Here is a 20,274-nt window from a genome sequence, read left to right on the forward strand (position 1 = left end):
ATCATTGGAAGCTTCATCATAGTTTTCTTTAGAAACCGAAGTGGAAGCTAGAGAATGAGAAACAAATACAAAGAGTATTTCTGAGGCTTTCTTCTTGCAAAGGAATGAAACACCTAAAAGTTGAACCTTGATTGGGTTGGCTATTTAGCTGAATCTCACCGCCTAATTCATCCATAAATTGTTTAACCACTGAAAGACCGAGGCCTGTTCCCGGATAAATACCTTGATAGGAGGGCGTTAAGCGGGTAAAACGCGTATAAATCTCATGATGCTTATCTTTAGGAATGCCCATGCCGGTATCACTGACACACAATTCAATGATTACTTCACGTTTTTTATTCTCTATTAAATGTGTACTGACTTTAATTTCGCCTTTACCTGTATATTTTAATGCATTCGTCACCAATTCCAGAGTAATACGTTGTATACGGATAGGATCGCCCAGCAAATACGGAGGGACATTTTCATCATAATCAAAATGTAAATTCAGATTTTTTACATCTGCCTGCGGTTTGTTTAAGCGTACGACCTGGTCTAGTATTTTATATAAGGAGAACTTTTTCTTTAAGAGTGGAATTTCCCCAGTGGCCACCTGTATGCTTTCTAAAATTTTATTCAGAAATTCCAACAAAGCATTGCTTGAGTCCACAAGAGCTGTTGCATATCCCGTTACTTTTTTTGGATTATTGGCTTGTGTTTGAATCAAATGAGCACAACCTACAATCCCCGATAAGGGTGTGCGGATATCGTGACGCATGTTCTTCAAAAATTCTGTCTTAGCTTGATTCGCTAACTCAGCTTTTTCTTTAGCTAGTTTTAGGGCATCTTCAGCATGTTTTCTAGTCGTAATATCGATAGATATACCCAAAACACCCACTATATTTTTAGAGCTATCTGGTAATGGAATTTTTGAAGATAAAAAAATTCTTTTTTTGCCATTAGGCAAAGTAACTGTTTCCTCCGTCGTTAAAATTTTTCCCGATAACACAGCTAAATCTGTTTCTCTAAAGTTATCTGCTACTAATTTAGGGAATAGATCATAATCTGTTTTTCCAAGAACAACCTCACTAAATCCAAGTGTATGCATAAGTTTTTTTGCATAACTATTTTGTCCTAAGTAAATGCCTTCTTTATTTTTCCAATAAACACTTCCTGGTAAATTCTTTAAAATAAAATTTAATGTATAAATTTCTTCTTTATATTTATTTTTAAGTTTTTTTATTTCCAGTTCTTGGGTTTCAATAATATTGAGTAACTCTGATTTATTGAGGTTTCGCATTATTTTTTTACTCACTCCCTTATAAAAAAATACCTAGTATATTTATCTTATGAATCTATATCTAGTATATTTATATTAGGAGTCTATATTAAGAAAGTTTCCAAGTAAATTTATCGGGCAAAAGTTTATCCAACTTTATAGCTTTTAATTGCTCATTGTCCATATTATAAGAGTAAAAGTTGGTTTCCGAGTTAGAGAACTGGATTAAACGCTGTCTACAGGCACCGCAAGGCATACAAACTAGCTTAGGGGTTACTAAAATAATATCTGATATATTTTGATAAGTTAGCATGGCACTCAGTGCCGAAGTTTCAGCACATTGACTAAGCGGTGTAGCCGCATTTTCCCAATTACAACAATTAAATAATTTACCTTCGACTGTTCTGATGCATGCGCCGACATTAAATTTACACAAAGGTACATAAGCATTAACAGCGGCTTCTTTAGCCAGTAAAATCATTTCATGTATATATTTTTTCATTTCAAGCCTTTTTAAAAATAGGAGTCGCTATTTAAACATTCTTGTATTAATATTAATATTAATAGTAATAGTAATAGTAATATTTAATTTTAATATGTCTAACCCAAAAAACCTTATAGAACTTTATTCTGGAAATGATCTAGCTACCTTATTTAAAGGTGACTTTATTAACTTCGGTTACTGGAAAAATGTGCCCACTGTGATATCTGAATACGATGTCATTGAGGCAAATAAAAATCTTTATCGTCAAGTTTTTCAACGATTATCATTAGATGATCAAGATAAAATTTTAGAAATAGGTTCTGGCCACGGTGGGGGATGTGCTCTACTATCTTCGTCTCATTCTATAAAGTCTATAACAGGTTTAGACTATTTAGCGGCTCATATAGAACATTCACAAAAAAAGCATTCCTCTTTAGTTGAATTAGGAAAATTACAGTTTTTACAAGGCGCCGCTGAATCTATTCCAATGCCAGATTCAAGTATCAATAAAATTTATACTATAGAAGCACTTCAGCACTTTAATGCTCAGCATGCTATTCCTGAATGCTACAGAGTTTTATCACCTAGCGGTAAACTTGTTATTTCTACATTTTTTGCTAAAAATAAAAGCTGTTTTGAAGAATTACTCACTCTCATACCAAGGCCTGCGCTCCTATCAGATAGTAGTGATGGAGAAATAGCTGCATTACCTGAAGTTTTGAATTTATTAGAAAAATATTCATTTAAAAATATAAAAATAGATGACACTTGGGTAAAGCAAAATGATCCTAGTATTTGGGATATGAATTGGAAAATTGCTAATGAAAAAGGATTACTTGATTATTATATAATAACTGCAAACATAAAAAAATAAACATAAGAAATTTTAATGCCTTTGAACTACACTATTAGCGAACATCGTAAGTTTATTTTAAGTTTACAACAAAAAGAAAAAAGAACCGCGGCTAGAAATGTAACGGTTTCGCTACTTTTTTTTCATTAGAAAATAACAATAGACTTGCAGCTTTTATTTACAGACCTTCTCGCTTAGCGACTAATAGGATCTATCCTACAGTATTACATATTCGAGGCACAGGTTATAACGCAGAAGCACGGTATTATGCTTATATAACTTGTAGCCATCTAGCCAACAAATCTGGTTGTCAAGTTATTGATCTTGACCATCGATTGGCACCAGAATATCCATGCCCAATTGGATTTAATGACATCTATGCTAGCATTAAATTTATTATTAAAAATTCAGAACAATTAAAAATTGATCCTGAAAAAATAGCTATTTCTGGATATAGCTCCGGTGGAAATTTTGCTGCTTTAGCCGCTATTCAAGCAAAAAAAGATAAACTTCCAATATCTCTACAACTATTAATTTCACCTCTAACAGATTTATCACGTAGCCTAAAAAAATATTCACATTTTGAAAACAAAGATAGTTTTCCTTCATCACTAGCACAATGGTTTATAACACTCTATTTACAAGATGCTTGCAACCCTGAAGATCCCACAGTATCTCCTTATTGGTCAAATGATTTGAATAAATTACCACCTACTTACTTTTTATTTGGAGAATTTGATCGTTTTAGAAGTGATAGTGAGGGTTATAGAAATAAATTAGTAAAAGCTGGTGTATGGACGCATACGTCTATATTTAAAAGAGAAAAACATTCTTTTTTTTGGCATAATATTCGGGTTATAGAAACAATGGCAACTCAATTAGTTATGAGCTTTAATTTATTTTCTATACCAAAATCAATAACTCAAAAACGAGTAAGTGAAAAGCAAGAAAAAACACCTGGCTTAATTTTTCCATTAAGCTAGTATCTCGATAGGCTGTCAAAACACTCATTAGTGATTTAGCCTGGTCAGGGAGGGGTTATTTCCTGTTTAGCTACATCCCTTAAAATAGCGCTACCTGCTTCCAATAAAGCGCCTGACTTATCCAGTTCCTTAGGTAACGTTAGGTTAACGGGCTTTAGGTATTAATCACTCCAAGCAAAAATGCAAGGTATTAACATTGCCTGATTTGGCTAGTTCAATCGCTTGTTCTTCTAGTTCATCCGCATGAGATTCGAGTAATTGTAACCATCGTGTTCTTTTGTTTAACGCTCCCTTCGATTTGCCTTTGGGATTGTCGATTTAGCCTGGTTGGTATTTCATTTTCGGTATATTCTCTATATTTTTCAGAACTGGCAAAAATGGCTTGTAACATCAATATAACTTATTGATTTTACTGTATTTTTTAATTTTACCTTTTTACAAAAGGTTATTCTTCCTTTTTTTCTTCGTCAGAAGAGCTCATACCACCTTCCCGATGATCATTCATCCACGATTCAAAGCAGATAAACGCGATCTCAATACAAGTGCCTACTTCCCTGTCTACAATATCCCATTTTATCGCCAATTCACCTGCCGCAGCTACTAAAGCAAATCGTTTTACCATACGTTTAACTTATCCGTGTGCGTTTTTACCCTTAATACGTGTTAGAAATTTCTGCGGAATCTCATTTCGTTCCTTTAGAATCTTTTCTTTATCTTCCTTTACTAAATATGTTAAGAAACTATCAATAGCGCTGCCATTTTAAATATAAAATTTAATACTGCATTAGAGTATCGCAATTCAGTAATGAGAAAACTCAACGCCGTAAACTTACTTTCTGCTGTCATGTTAGGAGTTAAATATAATCTGATATAAGAAATTTCGATGAATATTACCCCTAAAATTTGGGAGGATAGTATAGCTGATTTATACCATAGATTTAGCTTCACTATCTTGTACAATTGATAACTAAATATAATTTTATATAAAAGTTCTAGATAGTTATCCCCAAAATTTTGGGGGTGGTTTAGCGTAAGTTCTTAGGCATATTCCTTGTTTTTTTATCAACACAAAGAATTATGGCTATAAAGAGAACAAATAACAGTGATCACTTGTTGAAATTAATAAACGATAAAGAAATTTGAGCTATTAGCAGGATATCATCTTAGCTATATAAGCAATGATCACCCCAGTCCTCAAGTGATTAAACATACTATTCATTTAATTTCACATGTTTTTATTCGTGCTTCGATGGTTTTATCAGATTCATTATTTTGAAAAGAAATCTCGATATAAGTAGGGGATTAAAAATATATTAGATAAATAAAATTTATAATCCTAGGCGAAATAAAAATATTATATATTAATAAGATTTTGAATAAAAATAACTATTCTTTGTTTAAAAAACTCAATTATAATTATATTTGGATATAGTTAAATCAATGGCTGAAGAGACAGGGCTTGACTCCCCTAAAAAATTAAAGCGAAAAATAATTATCAAATGATACGGAGAGATTCTAAAGAATCTTTCACTAAAGCAAATAATGAAATTATTTTCAATGAAAAAGTAAAAATCAATACCATGGAAATGATACGGGATTCATCTGGAATTTAGTAAGTAAAACTCGGTTACGTAAGGATAATGGTGAACTAATAGTGATTGTGTCGACTAATATTATTATTTATGATATTGAAGTAAATATTAGAAAAAAACAGGTAAATTGAGCGACGGTGAGCAAAAATTTTATTTGGGTTTTTGTTGAGGTGAGAAATATATTACTAAACGTGAAGTGTAAGTAATTAAATGTATTTTTCACAGGTTTTCATCTGAAAAAATCGCATTGTTTTTTTATATTTGCTGGTAAATAAGTTTCTAAGAAGTCTTTTGCTTTATTAATATCGGCTAGAAAATTACGAAATAAGCGGTCATGGGGATCATGAATTTTGATAGTCACTTTTTATTATTCCTTGTTTGTGATTAGAGAATTTCATTTATGAACAATTACCCATCAACATTTTTGTGTCAGATAAAAATGGGTATGTTATATGGGGAAATACTAGAGTAATAAAAACCTTAAAAGCAACAGAAGAAACTTTTATAGGAAAACACCTTTCTAAATGGGGAGAAGAAAACTGGAATAATTGTAAAAAAGTAATTGAAACAGGTCTTAAATATAAAGAGGAAGAAATAGGGATAGATGATGACATCTATTTAACGAATAGGAAACCATTTTTTAGCAATGATCAAAGTACTGTTCTAGGTGTTTCCATTGATATTACGGATGAGAAGAAAGCAGAGTTAGCTAAGCAAGCTTTATTAGAAAATGCGCGCCATGATATTCGTACACCTTTTTCGGGAATAGTAGGATTTTCTCATGTTGTTCATTCGACAAACGATATTAATAAAATAAAGGAATATACACAAGACTTGGTTTTATCGACTGAAGAGTTCTTGGAGTATCATAATAAATTGCTTGAAGCTATAAAAGTGGCTGATACTGCTTCTGGCATATTTCAGAAAAGAAAACTTAATTTAATGGAAGAAATGGTATCCGTTATCGATATAAGAAAATTAGTCGCTATGACTAAAGGTATAGAATTAGATTTAATTTACGATAAAAATATTCTTACTTATCCTTATTTCATCAGTGACCCGATACAAGTACACCGTATCGCATTAGAGTTAGTCACGAATGCTATAAAATTTACTGAAAGAGGAAAATTAGAATTACAAGTTAATATCAAAAAGAAAGATTTAGAAAAAAGCATTATAGAAATTTCTGTAAGTGATACAGGGATTGGTTACCTGCTGATAAGCAAGAAGAGATATTCTTTGCATTTAATCGTTTATCCCCTTCTTATAAGGGAATATATAAAGGAGCGGGGCTAGGATTAAGTATTGTAAAACAATTTGTAGATAATCTAAGTGGTGAAATTTTTGTAGAAAGTGCAGAAGGAAAAGGGTCAACCATCGGATGTTATATTCCGTTTCAAAATCCATTGATTGTGAGTTCAAAGCAAAAATATAAGCGAAAGTTTAACCTTTTGAAAAAAAAGACCTTTACCTTTAATAGGTTAAAACATCTAGCATGAGTAGGCTAAAGTGGTGGAATCATCAGTGCTACTTATGAATTAATTTCGAGCTAGGGATGGCTGAAATTTTTCATAAATACAATAATCTACTTGAAAATTTATAGAAGGTAGCCAGCCTTTTTATTAAGGTTTCCTTAAATTAAACCCTAAACTTTTGCGACTACGAATAAAACATTATTTTTTCAATAAGTTACACGTGTCTCCTGTATAGATAAGGAGGGCGCGCGCCATTGCGTCACTTAATATTTATTTAATATGTATATGTTATATAGATTAATATATTTTATTTATATATATGGTAATCTTATGGAAAACATAGAGCAAATACAGGTTTTTAATCAAAAATCAAGTGGTGGAGTTTTAGGTCGAGATGGATGTGGAATAAACACCTTTAAAAACGTGATTCTAGCTTTGTTGGTAGCACGAGGTAGTATTACCAAAGAGCAATTTATTAGCTTGGCAAACAATAAAGATTTAGTATACGACATCTATAATTCTGTAAAGAAAATCATAGCAAAAAGAGACAGCCATGGTGTGATCATGACAGAAGGTAGTGAAATTGCTGAAATAGATGTATTTGGCTTTAGATAGAGATGGTACACAAAATATTAGTATTGCAAATATAGGTGAATATTATGAGTGTGGCTTATCATGTCTTGAAGAAGATTTGTTTATAGCTTCTAGCCTTGCCAAACTAGCGCGAACAGAGGGTGAGTTTTGCCATGCCTTTGCGATTGGGTACTGTAATGGTGCTTATGGTCATTGGATGACTGTTGTGCTCCATCAAGATAAATATGGAAAAAAACAGTGGCAATTTATGGATAGTTATAATAATCAAACACTCTTTAAGGATTTTTTAGTCGATAAAATTAGTGCAGTGTTAAATAAATCATCACTAGAATTAAAAACATACCTAATACAAGTTTATGATAATAGTTCTGATTTGATAAATAGACGCTTTGTTGAATACTTTGATGCGGAAACTAATAGGCCGATTGAAGGTAAAAAAATCGATCTAACTGGTAATGGCCAGATCATTAAAGATATAAAAGAATTCTATATTTCTGACGGAAGAAATCGTAGTGAATATATTGACTATATCAGGAACCGATTTATTTTTATGGAAAATGCAGGTTGGTTAAAAAAAGATATAGGTAGAGAGGAATTGGAAAGAGTGCAAAGATTACATGCCATTACTAAATTTATGTTTGATAATGGCGGTAAGTATCCAGCTCTCAAAGAGAAACTTAGTCCAATATATGTGTGTTTGGAAGAAGTAATAGCATTAAATAGAGTTGCCGAAACTATTACAAATAGTAGAGTAATTTCAACACAACCACATCAAAGCGTAAAACAAAGAGAAATGCTCCAGTCGTTGACAGCTATTGCGGCTGTTGAAACTGCTCAGCCTAAACAAAAGTTTAGCTTATTTAAAAGAGTAGGTCGAATAAGTTTTGTGAAAAATACTCTAAAGGAGTATAATGATGTGCTAGATGATCATACAATTAAACCCAGCATAAGATCTAAATAAATTAAAAAATAATATGTTTTTTTCTACCAACAAAGTTAATTTATCGAATTATCGAGAATTAATAAAGTTATTGATAAAGCTTAGGATAGAGAACTATCCTATGCCGGAAATGCGAAAAATAAATGCAGATCCAAAAATAAAAAAAGAAATTAAGGATTTATGTTTACATTTGGGAAGCCAACTGATTAAAAGTGAATTAATAGCAGGAGGTAACGAGGCCAATTTCCTTGCGGAGAAGGACTGTTTTGATTCAATTTTACAATGGATGTATCAGTCTAGCAATTTTTTTAATTTTATTCATTATGCTTCCGATCTATTACAGTTCTATACTTTATCTTGTCAGGTTAGAATAGAAACACAACATTTAACAACACTGGATACTTTTATTGCCTATAAAGCAGAAAGTTTAGGGGATACAAGTAATAACTTGTTTATTACAGAATGCCTGGCCATCGCTGCATATAATAACTTAGTTAGCATACAAAAAGCATTTGAAAAAGATCATTTTTCTAATGAAAAAATAAAAGAATTAAATATTATTTTTTCTAAAATAGAAAAAATAAAGATTAATATTGAAGAAAAAATCAAAAAATCCCCTGACAATATATTTGCACATTATTTAAATGTAGTTATAAGCTATAGCGCCGCAAAAGCGGCAAAAATCTTGTATCAGATAAAAGCAGATTCTTTTGATAAGCGAGAGAAAGCGGTTTTCTTTGAACCTCAAAAATCTTATTTGAAGTCAGCTGCCTGTAATCTTGACAGTATTAAAATGATTCAAGAATTTACTGAGGGCGTTGGTAAGCCTTATGCACCTGGCCTCCAGTTTAGCCTAGGACGCTCATTATTAAGAAAGTTACCTTCAGATAATTTGCAGTTAGTAATTTCGCACCTAATGCAGTTAGCAGATTCAACGGACGTACTTCCAAAAATAAATAAATAAAGTATTTGTAATCAGACTGTTAAATACTTTTATTAGCTATAATACTAAGGTAAGGGTTTGAAAAGCATCGACTGCATGAGATGTCCAATCATGTAGAGGTGAGTCTTTGTAGATGTTATTTTTTTCATCAAAAACTTTAGAATAGTTGGAAAGGCAATCAATAAATCTTTCCGTGTTTTCTTTATTGAACTTGGTTCTATAAAGTATTCTAAGCATCAAATTAATGGCATCAATCTTACGCTGAGGCTTAAGTACGCAATAAGCCTCCTCCCCTAGTTCTTGTAGAATGTCTTGGGTGCTTTTTGCAGTGGCCTTATCTCGGCTTTTACTATTATGCGGTAAAAAATGACTGTGTAAACGAAGATTGTGTCGAGTACAAAGGCGATGCGCTTCATTGACGTAATATTGTATCGGGTGATTATTAGCTTCGATAAAATGAATAATGACCGGATTATTCAGATGATCAAATTGTGCTAAGACCACAGCTGTTGAATCATTTACTCCTAAATTATAGAAGGCATAGACCGGGACATTGGGCAAAATGAGCTCAGGAATAATTTTCTTAGTTTCGTCTAAATTTTGAACTTCTTTAGAAAAATATAGCCTTTCATGTTGTACCGTAATGACTGAGTAATATTCTTGCTGAATGAGAAATTCGGGCATACCCGCTTTTCTGTTTTCATCGATGAGCTTATCGGGAATGCACAAAGTGTTGGTTAGTAAAACAGGATTACGTAAAGATAATGGAGGTTTAGTAGCAATTATGTCAACAAATATTATTATTGACGATATCGATACGGATATTCGAAAAAAATGGGCAGGCTGAGTGAGGATGAACAGAAATTTTATTTAGGTTCTTTTTGGGGTGAGAAATATATTATAAAACGTGAAGTACAAGTACTTAAATGTATTCTTCATGGTTTTTCAGCCATAAAAATGGCATCTATATTAAGCCTTTCCAGGAAAAGAATAGATTGCATCATAAAACAATTGAAGCAGAAATTACAGTGTAGGTCACAACTCGAAATAGTAAGTCGAGCTATAAAAGAAGGATGGATTTATTTATTGGAAGAAAACATTGGAATAAATAATATTATCGATAAAAACAAAAAACACTCTCGGGATAGGAAATAATACGTTGTCAATTTTTAATTTTCATAAACTATCAGATATATCTGATTTTTTCTAAAAACTACAGTAAAAGTCCTATAGGGAAATTCCTATATTTTATTGTGCCATTTTTTCTCTATAATTTACCGCTTTAAAGTTCTTAAAGGGATATAAAAAGTGGAACAACAAAATGAGATAAGAGATAAAAAAATAGTAAAGGAAATCTTATTAGTGGAAGATTGTGCTATTCAAGTAAAGGCACTTTGTCGTTTTTTATATCTTTTAGAATATCAGGTTGAAATAGCAAGAGACGCTAAAACAGCAATTCAATTTATACAAAATAAGTCTTATACGTTAATTGTAACAGATTTAGGTTTGCCGGATGATTCAGGTGAATTGGTCATTGAAGAAACCAGAAAATCTGAATTTAATCAGTTAACGCCTTTAATAGTTTGTACTGGACATGCCAACTCAAAAAAGAAGAAAAATGCAAAGAGTTAGGTGCTCAGCAGGTTTTAATAAAACCTACTTATATAGAGATGCTCAAAAAGGCGATTGAAAAATATCTTATGAAGAAAGAACTTGATTTTGAGTGTACGCTATGAAGCAGCATAGGTTTTATTACATTGTGATTTATATTATATATGGTGTCCTTTTCTATAAAGAATAAAAATGATATGCCAATAAAAGCAAATTTTAAAAGCAGTTTTAACCATCCCAGTAAAAATTCAGTTTGTGTGTTAACTGTCATAAGCATGAACAGCGAAAAACAGTCGGGGGATAATTTTAAGGCATTTCTTTTAGCTCTTAATGAACAATATGAACTTGGACGGGTTCATAAATTGATTATCGTTGTTTCTGGAGGACTGCATCTACATTATATTGGCTAGATAAAAAATTGACTAGGGATCAGGCAGTAAAGCTAGCTAATGATATGGATAATGCATGGATGGCGGCTAACCAAGAGATTCTTAACTGTCTTAAGTTTGATTATCAGATTATAACTTGGGATAAATTACTAGAAAATAAAGAAGAGTTTGAGACATTCCTTGTACAGGTGAAGAATGACTACAGCTTTAAGGATAATGATTTTAGAAGTAAAGTTCTTCAACACAGTGGAGGGTATTATGCTGAAAAACTATATGCGAAGTTAAAGCAAAATATGCCTGATATAACATTAAGTGCTTGTCAAGAAGCAGCGATTAATTATGTATTAGACGAATGTGCAGTATTAGTGAGCTTGAATCGTTTGGCGGATTATTTGATTTATCCTGGAAAAGTGAACCTATGTTTTGAACATAGCTATAAAAAGATGGCCAAATCTGAAGAAATATGTATTGAATTTAAGGAATATAATCTTAAACCTATAGTGCAAAAATCATCTCTTCCTTTTGAAGGTAATAATTCATTAAACATAGATTTTTTCTCTAAAAAAGAAATAAGTAAACGAAAAACAAGGTTAGAGGTTAGCAATAAAACAAAAAATTTTTTAAAAAACGCAAGCTTTTCTAAAATAAGAACATTTATTGAAGATTTCGATAAATTGTTAAGTAAATTAAATAATAAGGAAGAATCATGCAGGCAAAGAAGATTAAGCTTGTAGAAAATGATATAGCCAAAACAATTGATTTTTTAAGTAAAAACAACATACTTCCTATCAATATTTTTATTACTGAATATGATGGCTCAATTATATGGGCAAATCATAGATTGCTAAATCAATACAAAAATATAAATATTTTACGGAAAAATTGCTTCTGAAGGAATAAAAAGAATAGTAGATAAAAAAGCGGAAGAAATAGTTGAAGAAGAATATAATGGAAATTATTTTGTTACCTGTCGATATCCTATTGTAAAATCAGATGGAAGCGTTGAATATATTATTGGGATATCTCTTAATATCACTAAAATCAAACAAGCAGACAAGCAAAGAGCGTATTTGTCATGAATATGGCCCATGATATAAGAACGCCTTTCTCTGCAATTGTAGGCCTTGCTCAATGCCAAGCAAGGTATGGATTAAAAACACCCGAAGAAGTAAAAGATAATGGGACGATGATTTATCAATCAGGTAATCAATTACTAGAAATATTAGATTCAGTCATCATTGCGCTTGAAAAGAATAACATCGATGATATCAAAAAAGATAAGATAGATTTATACGAATTTGCTCAAGAAATGAAAGAACTTATAAAACCTAGCATATCTATAAATGGTTTAGAATTTGAACTGCAAGTAGATAAAAATATAGGAGAAATTGTTAGTGACAACATCCGATTGAAACAAATTTTGGCCAATCTTCTATCTAATGCGGTTAAGTTTACTCCTAAGGGTAAGGTTATTTTATCCGTTGAGCGAACTACAAGTAAGTTAAAGATAGAAGTATCTGATACGGGTATAGGGATTGATAAAAGCAATCACGAGCGAATATTTGAACAATACGAGAAGATTAAGCCTTCTTACAAAAGCTCAGAATTTACAGGGGTTGGTATGGGTTTATATCTCGTTAAACAGCTCGTAGAAAAGTTAAATGGAAAAATCAGCCTAACGAGTAGTCTAGGCAACGGCTCAACCTTCCAAGTAGAAGTACCTTTAAGAGGATGACTGTGTGCTAAACGCGAGAGACGGTTATGGCCTGGAAGTATAAATTCTGACTATGCTGTTTATATAGGCCAATCAGTCTTGATTATTTGCCCTCTAAATAGTTATACAATTTAATTAATTGGTTCATTTACATATTAAATATTTTTTTAATGAATGGATATTTAATGGTGTATAATTGTACACCTTCTGTACAGTTAACAGTCAACAATGGACTATTGAAATGGCTAACGAAACCCGTCTATCAATGGACTTACCCTGCATCAGTTTACCTTCTATAACCTATTAATCGAGCAAATGAATGAGACAGGTAAGATGGACGCTAAGCAAGCGGCTATAGCAGCAGGATATTGCTCAACAAGTGCTTCACGGATTGCTAGCCGACTTTTAAAAAAAACAGAAGGTCAGGTTTACCTCAAATCCCTTCAACAAAATTCTACTTATTCTGCTTTAATTACCATAGATTGGGTGATAGAAAAGTTGGTGCGTACGCTTAGCGCTGGTATTTCTGACGATGGTTCAATTAACTATAGCGCTACCCACTAACAACTAGACATTTTTTTAAGTATCTGCTCCATAGCATTTTCTAATAACAACTTAGAATTACGCATTAATTTTCTAATTGAATTTTTAATTTTATGCCAATAATGTTCTATGGGATTTAAGTCAGGAGAATAAGGAGGCAAGTAAATAAGCTTAATTCCAGCTGCTCGCATTAAATTTTTAATTTTAGCTGATTTATGAAAAGAGGCATTATCAATGACAATAATCCTGCCTTTCGTTAATTGAGGTATCAAAATTTTCTCAACTTCAAACACAGCTGTATTACAGTGACCTTGAAACATGAAGGGCACCATAAAATTTTGATTGTACAACCCACCTATCATGCTAATTCTCTTTTTATAATGCCCGGGATGTGCTTCATAATATCTTTCGCCTACAGTACTATAGGCGTAGGGATAAAAATCGTTGTCATTCATTCCCGATTCATCAACAAAAACTATCTGTTCAATACTAAGCTAATTTATTTCAGCTAAATAGGCCGCTCGTTTTTCTTCACTTCTTTCTACGTAAGTGGCACTCTTTTTTTTCTAAAATAGCCTATCTTTTTCATCGCTCTTCCTATCGTTGATGGACCTATATTATAATTTTTTGCCATCTCTTCCTGCGTATAATCGGCATGAAGCCTAACAAAATTACGAAATTCATCTAAATTTTTTATTGCATGACTATGGCCTTTTTGAAATCCTGTTTTTGGCTTTAAATGCCCTTGACTCTTTTCTAGGGAAAGCCAGCTATACAGTGTTTGTCTCACTATATTAAAAATTTTACATACCTTTATTTTTTCATCCCTTTGTGTACTGCTGCTACTGCCCGCTCTCTTAAATCTACGCTATACGGCATCTTTTTTCTTCTTCTTAAAATTAGTTAATTTTAACAAATTATTTGTCTACTAGTTAGTGGATAATGCTATACATCCTAAGCACGGCTGAATTAAATAATCTTGAAAGGCTAACAAAAATCGATTTTGAAAAGCTTCGCCGTGCACATTGGCGCATCGAACAGTTTCATCGAGCCATCAAACAACTCTGCAATATCGAACGTTTTCAAGTGCGCAATGAAAATCCTATAAAAAACCACATATTCTGTGCATTAAAAGCGTTCGTGAAACTTGAATTGATGCGGTTCAATGAATCTATTTTTCATTGGTATGAGCTCAAGAGAAATTTATATCTGAGTACGATTCGAAATTTTATTACTTCTTCTACACAACTCCTTTACCCTGTCAATGCGTAAGTCCTATATGCTTTTTATACTTTAAATTATTTGGGTAAATTCTAATCGAAATGCGGCAAGAAGTTAACTTGACGTATTTTGAGAAATGTAAATTCGAGCAAGTAAACTAATTGCAGTTAAGGGGATGGCATACGTAATCGTTAAGGGACAATAAGTATTTGACTTAATAAAAAAAAGCTTATATTTTAAATTTATGTGAAATTGAAGGGTATTGTTTCACATGGATGGGTTGCTGGAGGCGACGAACAGGGCGTGTTTGAGTTTTTATCAAAAAATAATAGGAGCCACTATATGTCCATCTTTTATAATAAGAATAAGAATCGTCTCGATCAAATCTTTATATTACATAGTTCCGCCTCAAACGAAATATATGAAGCTGTTGAGGATTATAATGCTGGTAACCGGTATTATCAGGAGCGACCCAAAAAATTTCGAATGTTTAACGTTATAAATCAGCAGAATGGGACTATTAAGGTTTCAATTGCTAAAAATGACAACCCTTTACCTTATGAAAGTCTAGATTTTTTACAAAAAATAGAATGGCGGAGCAAGTTATCAAACGCGATTGGAATGTCGCCTGATAATAGGATGCCACTGTCCACAATTAGTAAAATACCTTATGACGAATTCAAAAACCATAGAATTATTCTAAATGCTGCGCAGGCGTTGGTAGACAGGCATTGTAGTGATTCAGATTATGAAACGATTCGTAGTGAGCTACTTGAGATTGCTAAACTTGCTCCTAAATACGAAAAATATAAAACCCATCAAGAACATGTTCTTTTTTTACTAGGTTTTGGTATGTTCGTGACGCTTCTCATCTTAAGCTTTACAGCAAAGTGTCTATTTTCAAGCGGTGTCTTAATCGCTCCTGCTCTTACAGGATTGCCTGCTCTTGCATCGGTGGTAGTTTTGATTTTGTTAATTACTGCTATTATGTTTATAGCTAATGAGTTAATAAAATTAAATAGCCCGTTAAAAAATAAAGAAGCGCAAGATATTTTTAAGCGTTTAGAGGGCGCTACTAATTCAATGATGTTCTTCAAGCCACCATCTAATTCATCAGACCGCAGTAGTGGCCAAGAATATAACCAACATGCGATGATGTTCAAGCCACCATCTAATTCACCGTCTCGTACCAGGGGACTTATTAGTGAAGCTAGGCAGGTCGAGAACGGCGTTAATTCACCCGGGTTAACTCATTCAGTATCATAGGTTAACCTTACGGATACGTCGTCGCCATGAGAACGGATTTTTTCTTAATGCGTCATGCGAGAGTATCGCAGGCGGATGCAACTCATAAGTGCAACGCCTGTTTTGACTATCTACTGGTATGAGTTTTCATAAAATACCTCTTTTGGTGTAGCAAAATCTAGTGATTTTCCAGGTGGGTTATTCAGCCTGTCCATAATAAATTTAAGGTCATTATCCGTGACGGGACTAAAGTCACATCCCTTTTTCAAATATTGCCTGATTAGCCCGTTAGTATTTTCATTAAGTCCGCGTTCCCACGAAGAATAAGGATGGGCAAAATAAAAATCAGCTTCTAATTCCTGACTAATTTTTTCATGGTAGGCAAATTCGCTTCCATTATCCCCAGTAATTGTAAAAACTTGGCTAGATAAGGGTTTTAAAGAAGAAATAATCGACGAAGAAACTAAATCTGCTTTTTTAGAGTTTACTTTACTCAAAATAGTTTTTTTACTTATCCGCTCAACCAACGTGACAATTGCCTGTTTGTGATTCTTACCTATAATCGTATCAATTTCCCAGTCCCCTAACCGTCGTTTTGCATCGACTATGACAGGCGCCGCATATCAATAAAACGGCGATTCTTAATAGGACCTTGTCTTTTAGGGCTACCATACCGTTTTCTGTATTTTTTACTTTGATGGCGTAAGTGTTTATATAAATGACCACCCTTCTGTTTGTTTTTCAGTATGTATTGGTAAATGCATTCATGACTTATTAAAAATAAATTATGTCGTTTCCCGTAACCGCTAATTTGTTCAGGACTCCATTCAAGTTGAAGCTTTTCATCAATAAACTTTTCAACTGTTTTGGTTAGCTTAATATATTTTAGTTTATTTTTATGTCTTTCATCAGCATAAGTTTGAGCATAATGTGATTTATACTGCCAACAACCCCATTGGGTACGCATAAGCTGTGTGTTACGCTTAAATTCTCGGCTAATCGTTGATTTATGGACACCTACTTCTTTGGCAATTTCCGTTTGGTTATATCCAGCTTTTCATAAGCCATATATTTGGCATCTCTTTTTGAAATCAAGTTGTTTATAACCCATTCGGCAACCTTATTATTATTCTTACATAAACAATAATTTATTATCTTTTTATTGTCTATTTTTTGTACTAAAGTTGCACTAACTTGGTGAATTCACGCTTTCTACAAACAAATATTGAAAAATACTAATAAAATCAATAGGTTATATAAAATGTAACGCTGTAACAGATGTAACGGGCTATTTTTTCTAACCCTAAAAAATAAAAGTTAAAGATACGATTTATTTAAATTTTAATGCAATTTTAATCCATTATGTACGATTACTCATGATAATTTCCATTTAAAGCTTAGTTTGTATGTTTAAAATTGCTGAGTACAATATCTGCATTTAAAGCATTAATATCATTTTTATTATTTTTTAATAATTTAATAACAACTATATCTTTATATTTATTCAAAGTTGCAGTTTGGCCATGATTGATAGTGGAATAACTATTTGAAAATACACTACCGTTACCCATAAATGTACCCATGGAATTAGTTTGTACGGTAGTCGGTGTTGTGATGGTTTCATGAGATACTTCGGTGTTTTCATTAACTATGACAAAGTACTTATATCCTTTTTGCACAGTTAATTCGGCGCATCTTCTGAGTAAATAGTTCTGAACAAGCTCGTTAGAAGTAAATGCGTTTCCTCGAAAAGAAACTTTATAGGTATTTTCAGAAAGTGCTATATCTCTGTAACCGCTACCTAAACTATAAGGCTGATAGGCAGTTGCACACCCTGTAAGGGTTAATATTAATAGAGATAAGATAAATAAAATATTTCTTTTAGGCATACTGTCCCTTTATTATTTTTATAGATGTAGGAAATATAATGCTTTTCAGGTAAGCCAGTCAATCTTTGGGCAGTTTTAGAGACATTTCTTTCTCAATTTGGAAGTTTTCTACTACAGTGATGGTAAAATTACAATAAGAAATTTATAAAAAACTAAGGAGAATTTTTTGTGAAAAGCCTATGTATATTTCTTGTGAAAGCCCTGTGTTTACAGGGAGTGGAATGGGACTATACCTTACAAGAAAAATATGTAGAAGAGCTTGATGGAAAAATCAGTTTAATAAGTAGTTTAGGCAATGGCTCAACCTTCCAAGTAGAAATACCTTTAAAGGGATGAGTGTGTGCTAAATGCGAGACGGTTACGGCCTGTGGAAGTATAAACGCTGATTATACTGTTTATATGGGCTAGTCTATCTTGGTTATTTACCCCTTTAAATGGGTTTTAATCAAATTAATTGATTAATTAATATATTAAATAGCATTATTAATAAATTGATATTTAATAGTATATAATTGTACATATTATATACAGTTAACAATGGACTATTGAAATGGCTAACGAAACCCGTTTATCCAATGGACTTACCCAGCGTCAGTTTGCCTTCTATAACCGATTAATCGAGCAAATGCATGAGACAGGCAAGATGGACGCTAAGCAAGCGGCCATAGCAGCAGGATATTGTTCAACAAGTGCTTCATGGATTGCTAGCCGACTTTTAAAAAAGCCAGAAGGTCAGGTCTACCTAAAATCCATTCAAGAAAATTCTACCAATGCAGCTCTAATTACTATCGATTGGGTGATGGAAAAGTTAGTGAGCACGGTTAGAGCAGGCATTTCTGACGATGGTGCAATTAACTACAACGCGTTACCATGTTCTATTCGAGCTATTTCTGAAATCAATAAAATAAAAGGTTATTATGCGCCCGATAAGAAAGTGAATCTCAATATGACCATGGATGATATTCAATTCGATAAAGCTAAAGAGTTGGCTAGAAAATATACCAGATACCCACCTTTTTTCTTCCAAACTTCGACACATATTCGACATGGTAAAAGTTAATTTGGCGTTGATTAGAGGTAAGTCGTTGATTTTACTGGTGCCGAAACCAGGATTCGAACCCGGGACCTACTGATTACAAATCAGTTGCTCTACCAACTGAGCTATTTCGGCTTTGTAAAAACGTGTCATATTCTAGCCACTTTGAGCTTGATTAGCAATTTTTCTTTCAACCTTTTGATATTGAATATACCCATTCTCTCAGTAATTTATCAAAAAGTTCAGAGTACGAATAGTAACTCGGTAACTCAAACTAATACCCAGCTATTCATTTTTTAACAACATTTTTTATCTGTTTTATATAAAATAAAAATAGCTAATCCTACCTAATACTTTATTAATCTACTTGTGATCTAAATTAATATAATAATAATCGATAACAATAAACATGCCTACAATTATTGAGCCTTTAAAAACATTACTAATCCTTGGCAATCCAGTCTTGATAGTTGGCAATTGAGCATCAATGCATATCTGAAGGCAATAAGGGAATACATACCTGAGTTGTTTAAAACAATAACTCATGATTCAGTTTGTTTATCCTTGTTAGCACGCATATTAGAGTTACAAAATGATCTTAATATGTCCCCGAAGACAGAAGCTGAGATTAATAACGTTGCAGCAAATAATCTAAAGAGAAGTTCTAGGTTTGTCTCTAAAAAATCAAATCTAATTTATTTCATTAAAAAACTGTTTAATTAAATCGTAATTTTTTTCTCTCAGGAGGAGCAGTCGATTCTGTTATTAAAGGCGAGGGAATTTTTTTACGTTTATGATGAAGCAGTGTTCCGTCTGGTGAGATTGAAAAACGTTTAGAAATAGGTTTAGGAATATTCGTTTTTGAATAAAGAATTTGACGAAAGGATTCATAGTTAAAAGCTTGTTTTTCCTTTGATTTTTTTATAAGCAATAATTCAATGTGTTCATTTGGCTCAGCTTGTTGAGTGATTAATTTTTCACCGAGCATAAACTTGTATATAGAAGGTAAGAACGAAGCTTCTTCGACTACGTCAAGAATTAAATCAAATAACTCCGAATTAAAAAACCATTTAATGTGGTTAAAAGAAATTATATTTGAATTGATTATTTTTTTTAATTCAGCCATTTCTTCAAGATGTGTTGTAATAAAAACTTCTATTTCATAAAAATTTGATTCTAGTTGAGAAAAATCAATAATCTCTGCTTCAATATCGTCTAATAAGTTAAATATTTTTAGAATATCGATTCGACGTTTAAGAATATTTTCTTCTTCTTCGAACTCGATATTTGGCAGGCGATCGATTGCATATTCGAGCACATCATGACAAAAAATATTATTTATAATGATTTTCAATAGAATAAGACGCTCAAGTAAATTAAGAGATTCATAGAAATCATGTTTTTTAATTCCTGAATAAAAATAACTGCTGATTTTTGGTGTGTTTATGACAGGGTTGGCCAAGAAATATGTGTCGCATTTTTAATTGCATCAATAAGTAATTTT

24 protein-coding genes, 1 tRNA gene and 3 pseudogenes are annotated in these 20,274 nt (G+C 32.4%); 17 read left to right on the top strand and 11 right to left on the bottom strand.

Features of this window, described 5'->3' with window-relative positions:
- Positions 1-28: 28 nt before the first annotated feature.
- On the bottom strand, positions 29-1,294 hold the full coding sequence (locus S3O_RS11910) for a PAS domain-containing sensor histidine kinase (RefSeq protein ID WP_156792800.1): 1,266 nt from the start codon (positions 1,292-1,294) through the stop codon (positions 29-31).
- 73 nt (positions 1,295-1,367) lie between these two features.
- Positions 1,368-1,760, bottom strand: coding sequence for a cytidine deaminase (locus S3O_RS0106580; protein WP_010598290.1), 393 nt, complete (start codon positions 1,758-1,760; stop codon positions 1,368-1,370).
- A gap of 94 nt (positions 1,761-1,854) precedes the next feature.
- On the opposite strand from S3O_RS0106580, the gene S3O_RS0106585 reads away from it, so the two are divergent.
- Both S3O_RS0106585 and S3O_RS0106595 read left to right on the top strand, forming a co-directional pair.
- Complete coding sequence (locus S3O_RS0106585) at positions 1,855-2,616, top strand: class I SAM-dependent methyltransferase (RefSeq protein ID WP_010598291.1); 762 nt, start codon at positions 1,855-1,857, stop codon at positions 2,614-2,616.
- A gap of 155 nt (positions 2,617-2,771) precedes the next feature.
- Positions 2,772-3,578 (top strand): alpha/beta hydrolase, encoded by an 807-nt coding sequence (locus S3O_RS0106595; protein WP_083827689.1) that lies wholly within the window; start codon positions 2,772-2,774, stop codon positions 3,576-3,578.
- A gap of 445 nt (positions 3,579-4,023) precedes the next feature.
- Here the strand turns inward: S3O_RS0106595 and S3O_RS17375 are convergent, their stop codons facing one another.
- Complete coding sequence (locus tag S3O_RS17375) at positions 4,024-4,200, bottom strand: hypothetical protein (protein WP_010598293.1); 177 nt, start codon at positions 4,198-4,200, stop codon at positions 4,024-4,026.
- A gap of 1,199 nt (positions 4,201-5,399) precedes the next feature.
- Positions 5,400-5,531, bottom strand: a complete 132-nt coding sequence (locus tag S3O_RS20460; protein WP_083827690.1) for an Rpn family recombination-promoting nuclease/putative transposase — start codon at positions 5,529-5,531, stop codon at positions 5,400-5,402.
- 65 nt (positions 5,532-5,596) lie between these two features.
- Between S3O_RS20460 and S3O_RS14160 the strand changes: the two genes are divergently transcribed.
- From S3O_RS14160 to S3O_RS0106625, 5 genes are all read left to right on the top strand, one after another.
- Positions 5,597-6,466, top strand: a complete 870-nt coding sequence (locus tag S3O_RS14160) for a sensor histidine kinase (protein ID WP_010598294.1) — start codon at positions 5,597-5,599, stop codon at positions 6,464-6,466.
- Complete coding sequence (locus S3O_RS20465; protein WP_083827749.1) at positions 6,403-6,669, top strand: ATP-binding protein; 267 nt, start codon at positions 6,403-6,405, stop codon at positions 6,667-6,669. Before S3O_RS14160 ends, S3O_RS20465 begins: the two co-directional genes overlap by 64 nt.
- Positions 6,670-6,975: 306 nt before the next feature.
- The gene (locus S3O_RS0106615) at positions 6,976-7,260 is read left to right on the top strand and encodes a hypothetical protein (RefSeq protein ID WP_010598295.1); all 285 of its coding nucleotides are present in this window, start codon (positions 6,976-6,978) and stop codon (positions 7,258-7,260) included.
- Positions 7,247-8,200: a hypothetical protein gene (locus S3O_RS0106620; RefSeq protein WP_156792801.1), complete on the top strand. Its 954-nt coding sequence runs from the start codon at positions 7,247-7,249 to the stop codon at positions 8,198-8,200. The genes S3O_RS0106615 and S3O_RS0106620 overlap by 14 nt, the downstream gene beginning before the upstream one ends.
- 100 nt (positions 8,201-8,300) lie before the next feature.
- Positions 8,301-9,143 carry a hypothetical protein gene (locus S3O_RS0106625; protein ID WP_010598297.1) on the top strand — a complete coding sequence of 281 codons (843 nt, stop codon included), beginning with the start codon at positions 8,301-8,303 and terminating at the stop codon, positions 9,141-9,143.
- 36 nt (positions 9,144-9,179) lie between these two features.
- Here S3O_RS0106625 and S3O_RS0106630 read toward each other — a convergent pair whose 3' ends face one another.
- Entirely contained in the window at positions 9,180-9,851 is a 672-nt protein-coding gene (locus S3O_RS0106630) for a hypothetical protein (RefSeq protein ID WP_192805905.1), read from the bottom strand.
- A 105-nt stretch (positions 9,852-9,956) separates the two neighbouring features.
- Here S3O_RS0106630 and S3O_RS0106640 point away from each other — a divergent pair, with 105 nt between their 5' ends.
- The 6 genes and pseudogenes from S3O_RS0106640 (at position 9,957) to S3O_RS0106670 (ending at position 13,400) form a co-directional block, all read left to right on the top strand.
- Positions 9,957-10,277: a helix-turn-helix transcriptional regulator gene (locus tag S3O_RS0106640; protein ID WP_010598299.1), complete on the top strand. Its 321-nt coding sequence runs from the start codon at positions 9,957-9,959 to the stop codon at positions 10,275-10,277.
- Positions 10,278-10,430: 153 nt separating this feature from the next.
- On the top strand, positions 10,431-10,754 hold the full coding sequence (locus S3O_RS0106645) for a response regulator (RefSeq protein WP_010598300.1): 324 nt from the start codon (positions 10,431-10,433) through the stop codon (positions 10,752-10,754).
- A 433-nt stretch (positions 10,755-11,187) separates the two neighbouring features.
- Complete coding sequence (locus tag S3O_RS0106655) at positions 11,188-11,856, top strand: hypothetical protein (RefSeq protein WP_156792802.1); 669 nt, start codon at positions 11,188-11,190, stop codon at positions 11,854-11,856.
- A 338-nt stretch (positions 11,857-12,194) separates the two neighbouring features.
- Positions 12,195-12,344, top strand: a pseudogene (locus S3O_RS19685) (histidine kinase dimerization/phospho-acceptor domain-containing protein); the annotation flags it as partial.
- Positions 12,345-12,404: 60 nt separating this feature from the next.
- Positions 12,405-12,857, top strand: coding sequence for a sensor histidine kinase (locus S3O_RS0106665; protein WP_408005674.1), 453 nt, complete (start codon positions 12,405-12,407; stop codon positions 12,855-12,857).
- 294 nt (positions 12,858-13,151) lie between these two features.
- Positions 13,152-13,400, top strand: a complete 249-nt coding sequence (locus S3O_RS0106670) for a terminase small subunit (protein WP_235776209.1) — start codon at positions 13,152-13,154, stop codon at positions 13,398-13,400.
- On the opposite strand, the gene S3O_RS0106675 is transcribed toward S3O_RS0106670, so the two are convergent.
- Together S3O_RS0106675 and S3O_RS14165 are read right to left on the bottom strand one after the other, a co-directional pair.
- Positions 13,397-13,867 carry an IS630 family transposase gene (locus S3O_RS0106675; protein ID WP_328264369.1) on the bottom strand — a complete coding sequence of 157 codons (471 nt, stop codon included), beginning with the start codon at positions 13,865-13,867 and terminating at the stop codon, positions 13,397-13,399. The genes S3O_RS0106670 and S3O_RS0106675 overlap by 4 nt on opposite strands.
- Before the next feature lie 53 nt (positions 13,868-13,920).
- A complete protein-coding gene (locus S3O_RS14165) occupies positions 13,921-14,196 on the bottom strand; it encodes an IS630 transposase-related protein (RefSeq protein WP_083827692.1) in 276 nt (91 codons plus the stop codon).
- Positions 14,197-14,381: 185 nt separating this feature from the next.
- Here S3O_RS14165 and S3O_RS20470 point away from each other — a divergent pair.
- Together S3O_RS20470 and S3O_RS0106690 are read left to right on the top strand one after the other, a co-directional pair.
- Positions 14,382-14,550, top strand: a pseudogene (locus S3O_RS20470) (transposase); the annotation flags it as partial.
- A gap of 296 nt (positions 14,551-14,846) precedes the next feature.
- The gene (locus tag S3O_RS0106690; protein WP_010598309.1) at positions 14,847-15,866 is read left to right on the top strand and encodes a hypothetical protein; all 1,020 of its coding nucleotides are present in this window, start codon (positions 14,847-14,849) and stop codon (positions 15,864-15,866) included.
- Between the two features lie 110 nt (positions 15,867-15,976).
- Here the strand turns inward: S3O_RS0106690 and S3O_RS20685 are convergent.
- Together S3O_RS20685 and S3O_RS15625 are read right to left on the bottom strand one after the other, a co-directional pair.
- Positions 15,977-16,956, bottom strand: a pseudogene (locus tag S3O_RS20685) (IS30 family transposase).
- Between the two features lie 286 nt (positions 16,957-17,242).
- On the bottom strand, positions 17,243-17,734 hold the full coding sequence (locus S3O_RS15625; protein WP_010598310.1) for a CC0125/CC1285 family lipoprotein: 492 nt from the start codon (positions 17,732-17,734) through the stop codon (positions 17,243-17,245).
- Positions 17,735-17,902: 168 nt separating this feature from the next.
- Here S3O_RS15625 and S3O_RS17380 point away from each other — a divergent pair, with 168 nt between their 5' ends.
- Positions 17,903-18,070, top strand: coding sequence for a hypothetical protein (locus S3O_RS17380; RefSeq protein WP_010598311.1), 168 nt, complete (start codon positions 17,903-17,905; stop codon positions 18,068-18,070).
- 214 nt (positions 18,071-18,284) lie between these two features.
- Positions 18,285-18,794, top strand: a complete 510-nt coding sequence (locus S3O_RS0106710) for a terminase small subunit (protein WP_010598312.1) — start codon at positions 18,285-18,287, stop codon at positions 18,792-18,794.
- A gap of 35 nt (positions 18,795-18,829) precedes the next feature.
- On the opposite strand, the gene S3O_RS0106715 is transcribed toward S3O_RS0106710, so the two are convergent.
- A tRNA-Thr gene (locus S3O_RS0106715) sits at positions 18,830-18,905 on the bottom strand.
- A gap of 580 nt (positions 18,906-19,485) precedes the next feature.
- Positions 19,486-20,232, bottom strand: a complete 747-nt coding sequence (locus S3O_RS0106725) for a hypothetical protein (protein ID WP_010598314.1) — start codon at positions 20,230-20,232, stop codon at positions 19,486-19,488.
- Positions 20,233-20,274 lie beyond the last annotated feature (42 nt).

It is taken from the genome of Rickettsiella massiliensis 20B (assembly GCF_000257395.1).
GTDB classification, from domain to species: domain Bacteria; phylum Pseudomonadota; class Gammaproteobacteria; order Diplorickettsiales; family Diplorickettsiaceae; genus Diplorickettsia; species Diplorickettsia massiliensis.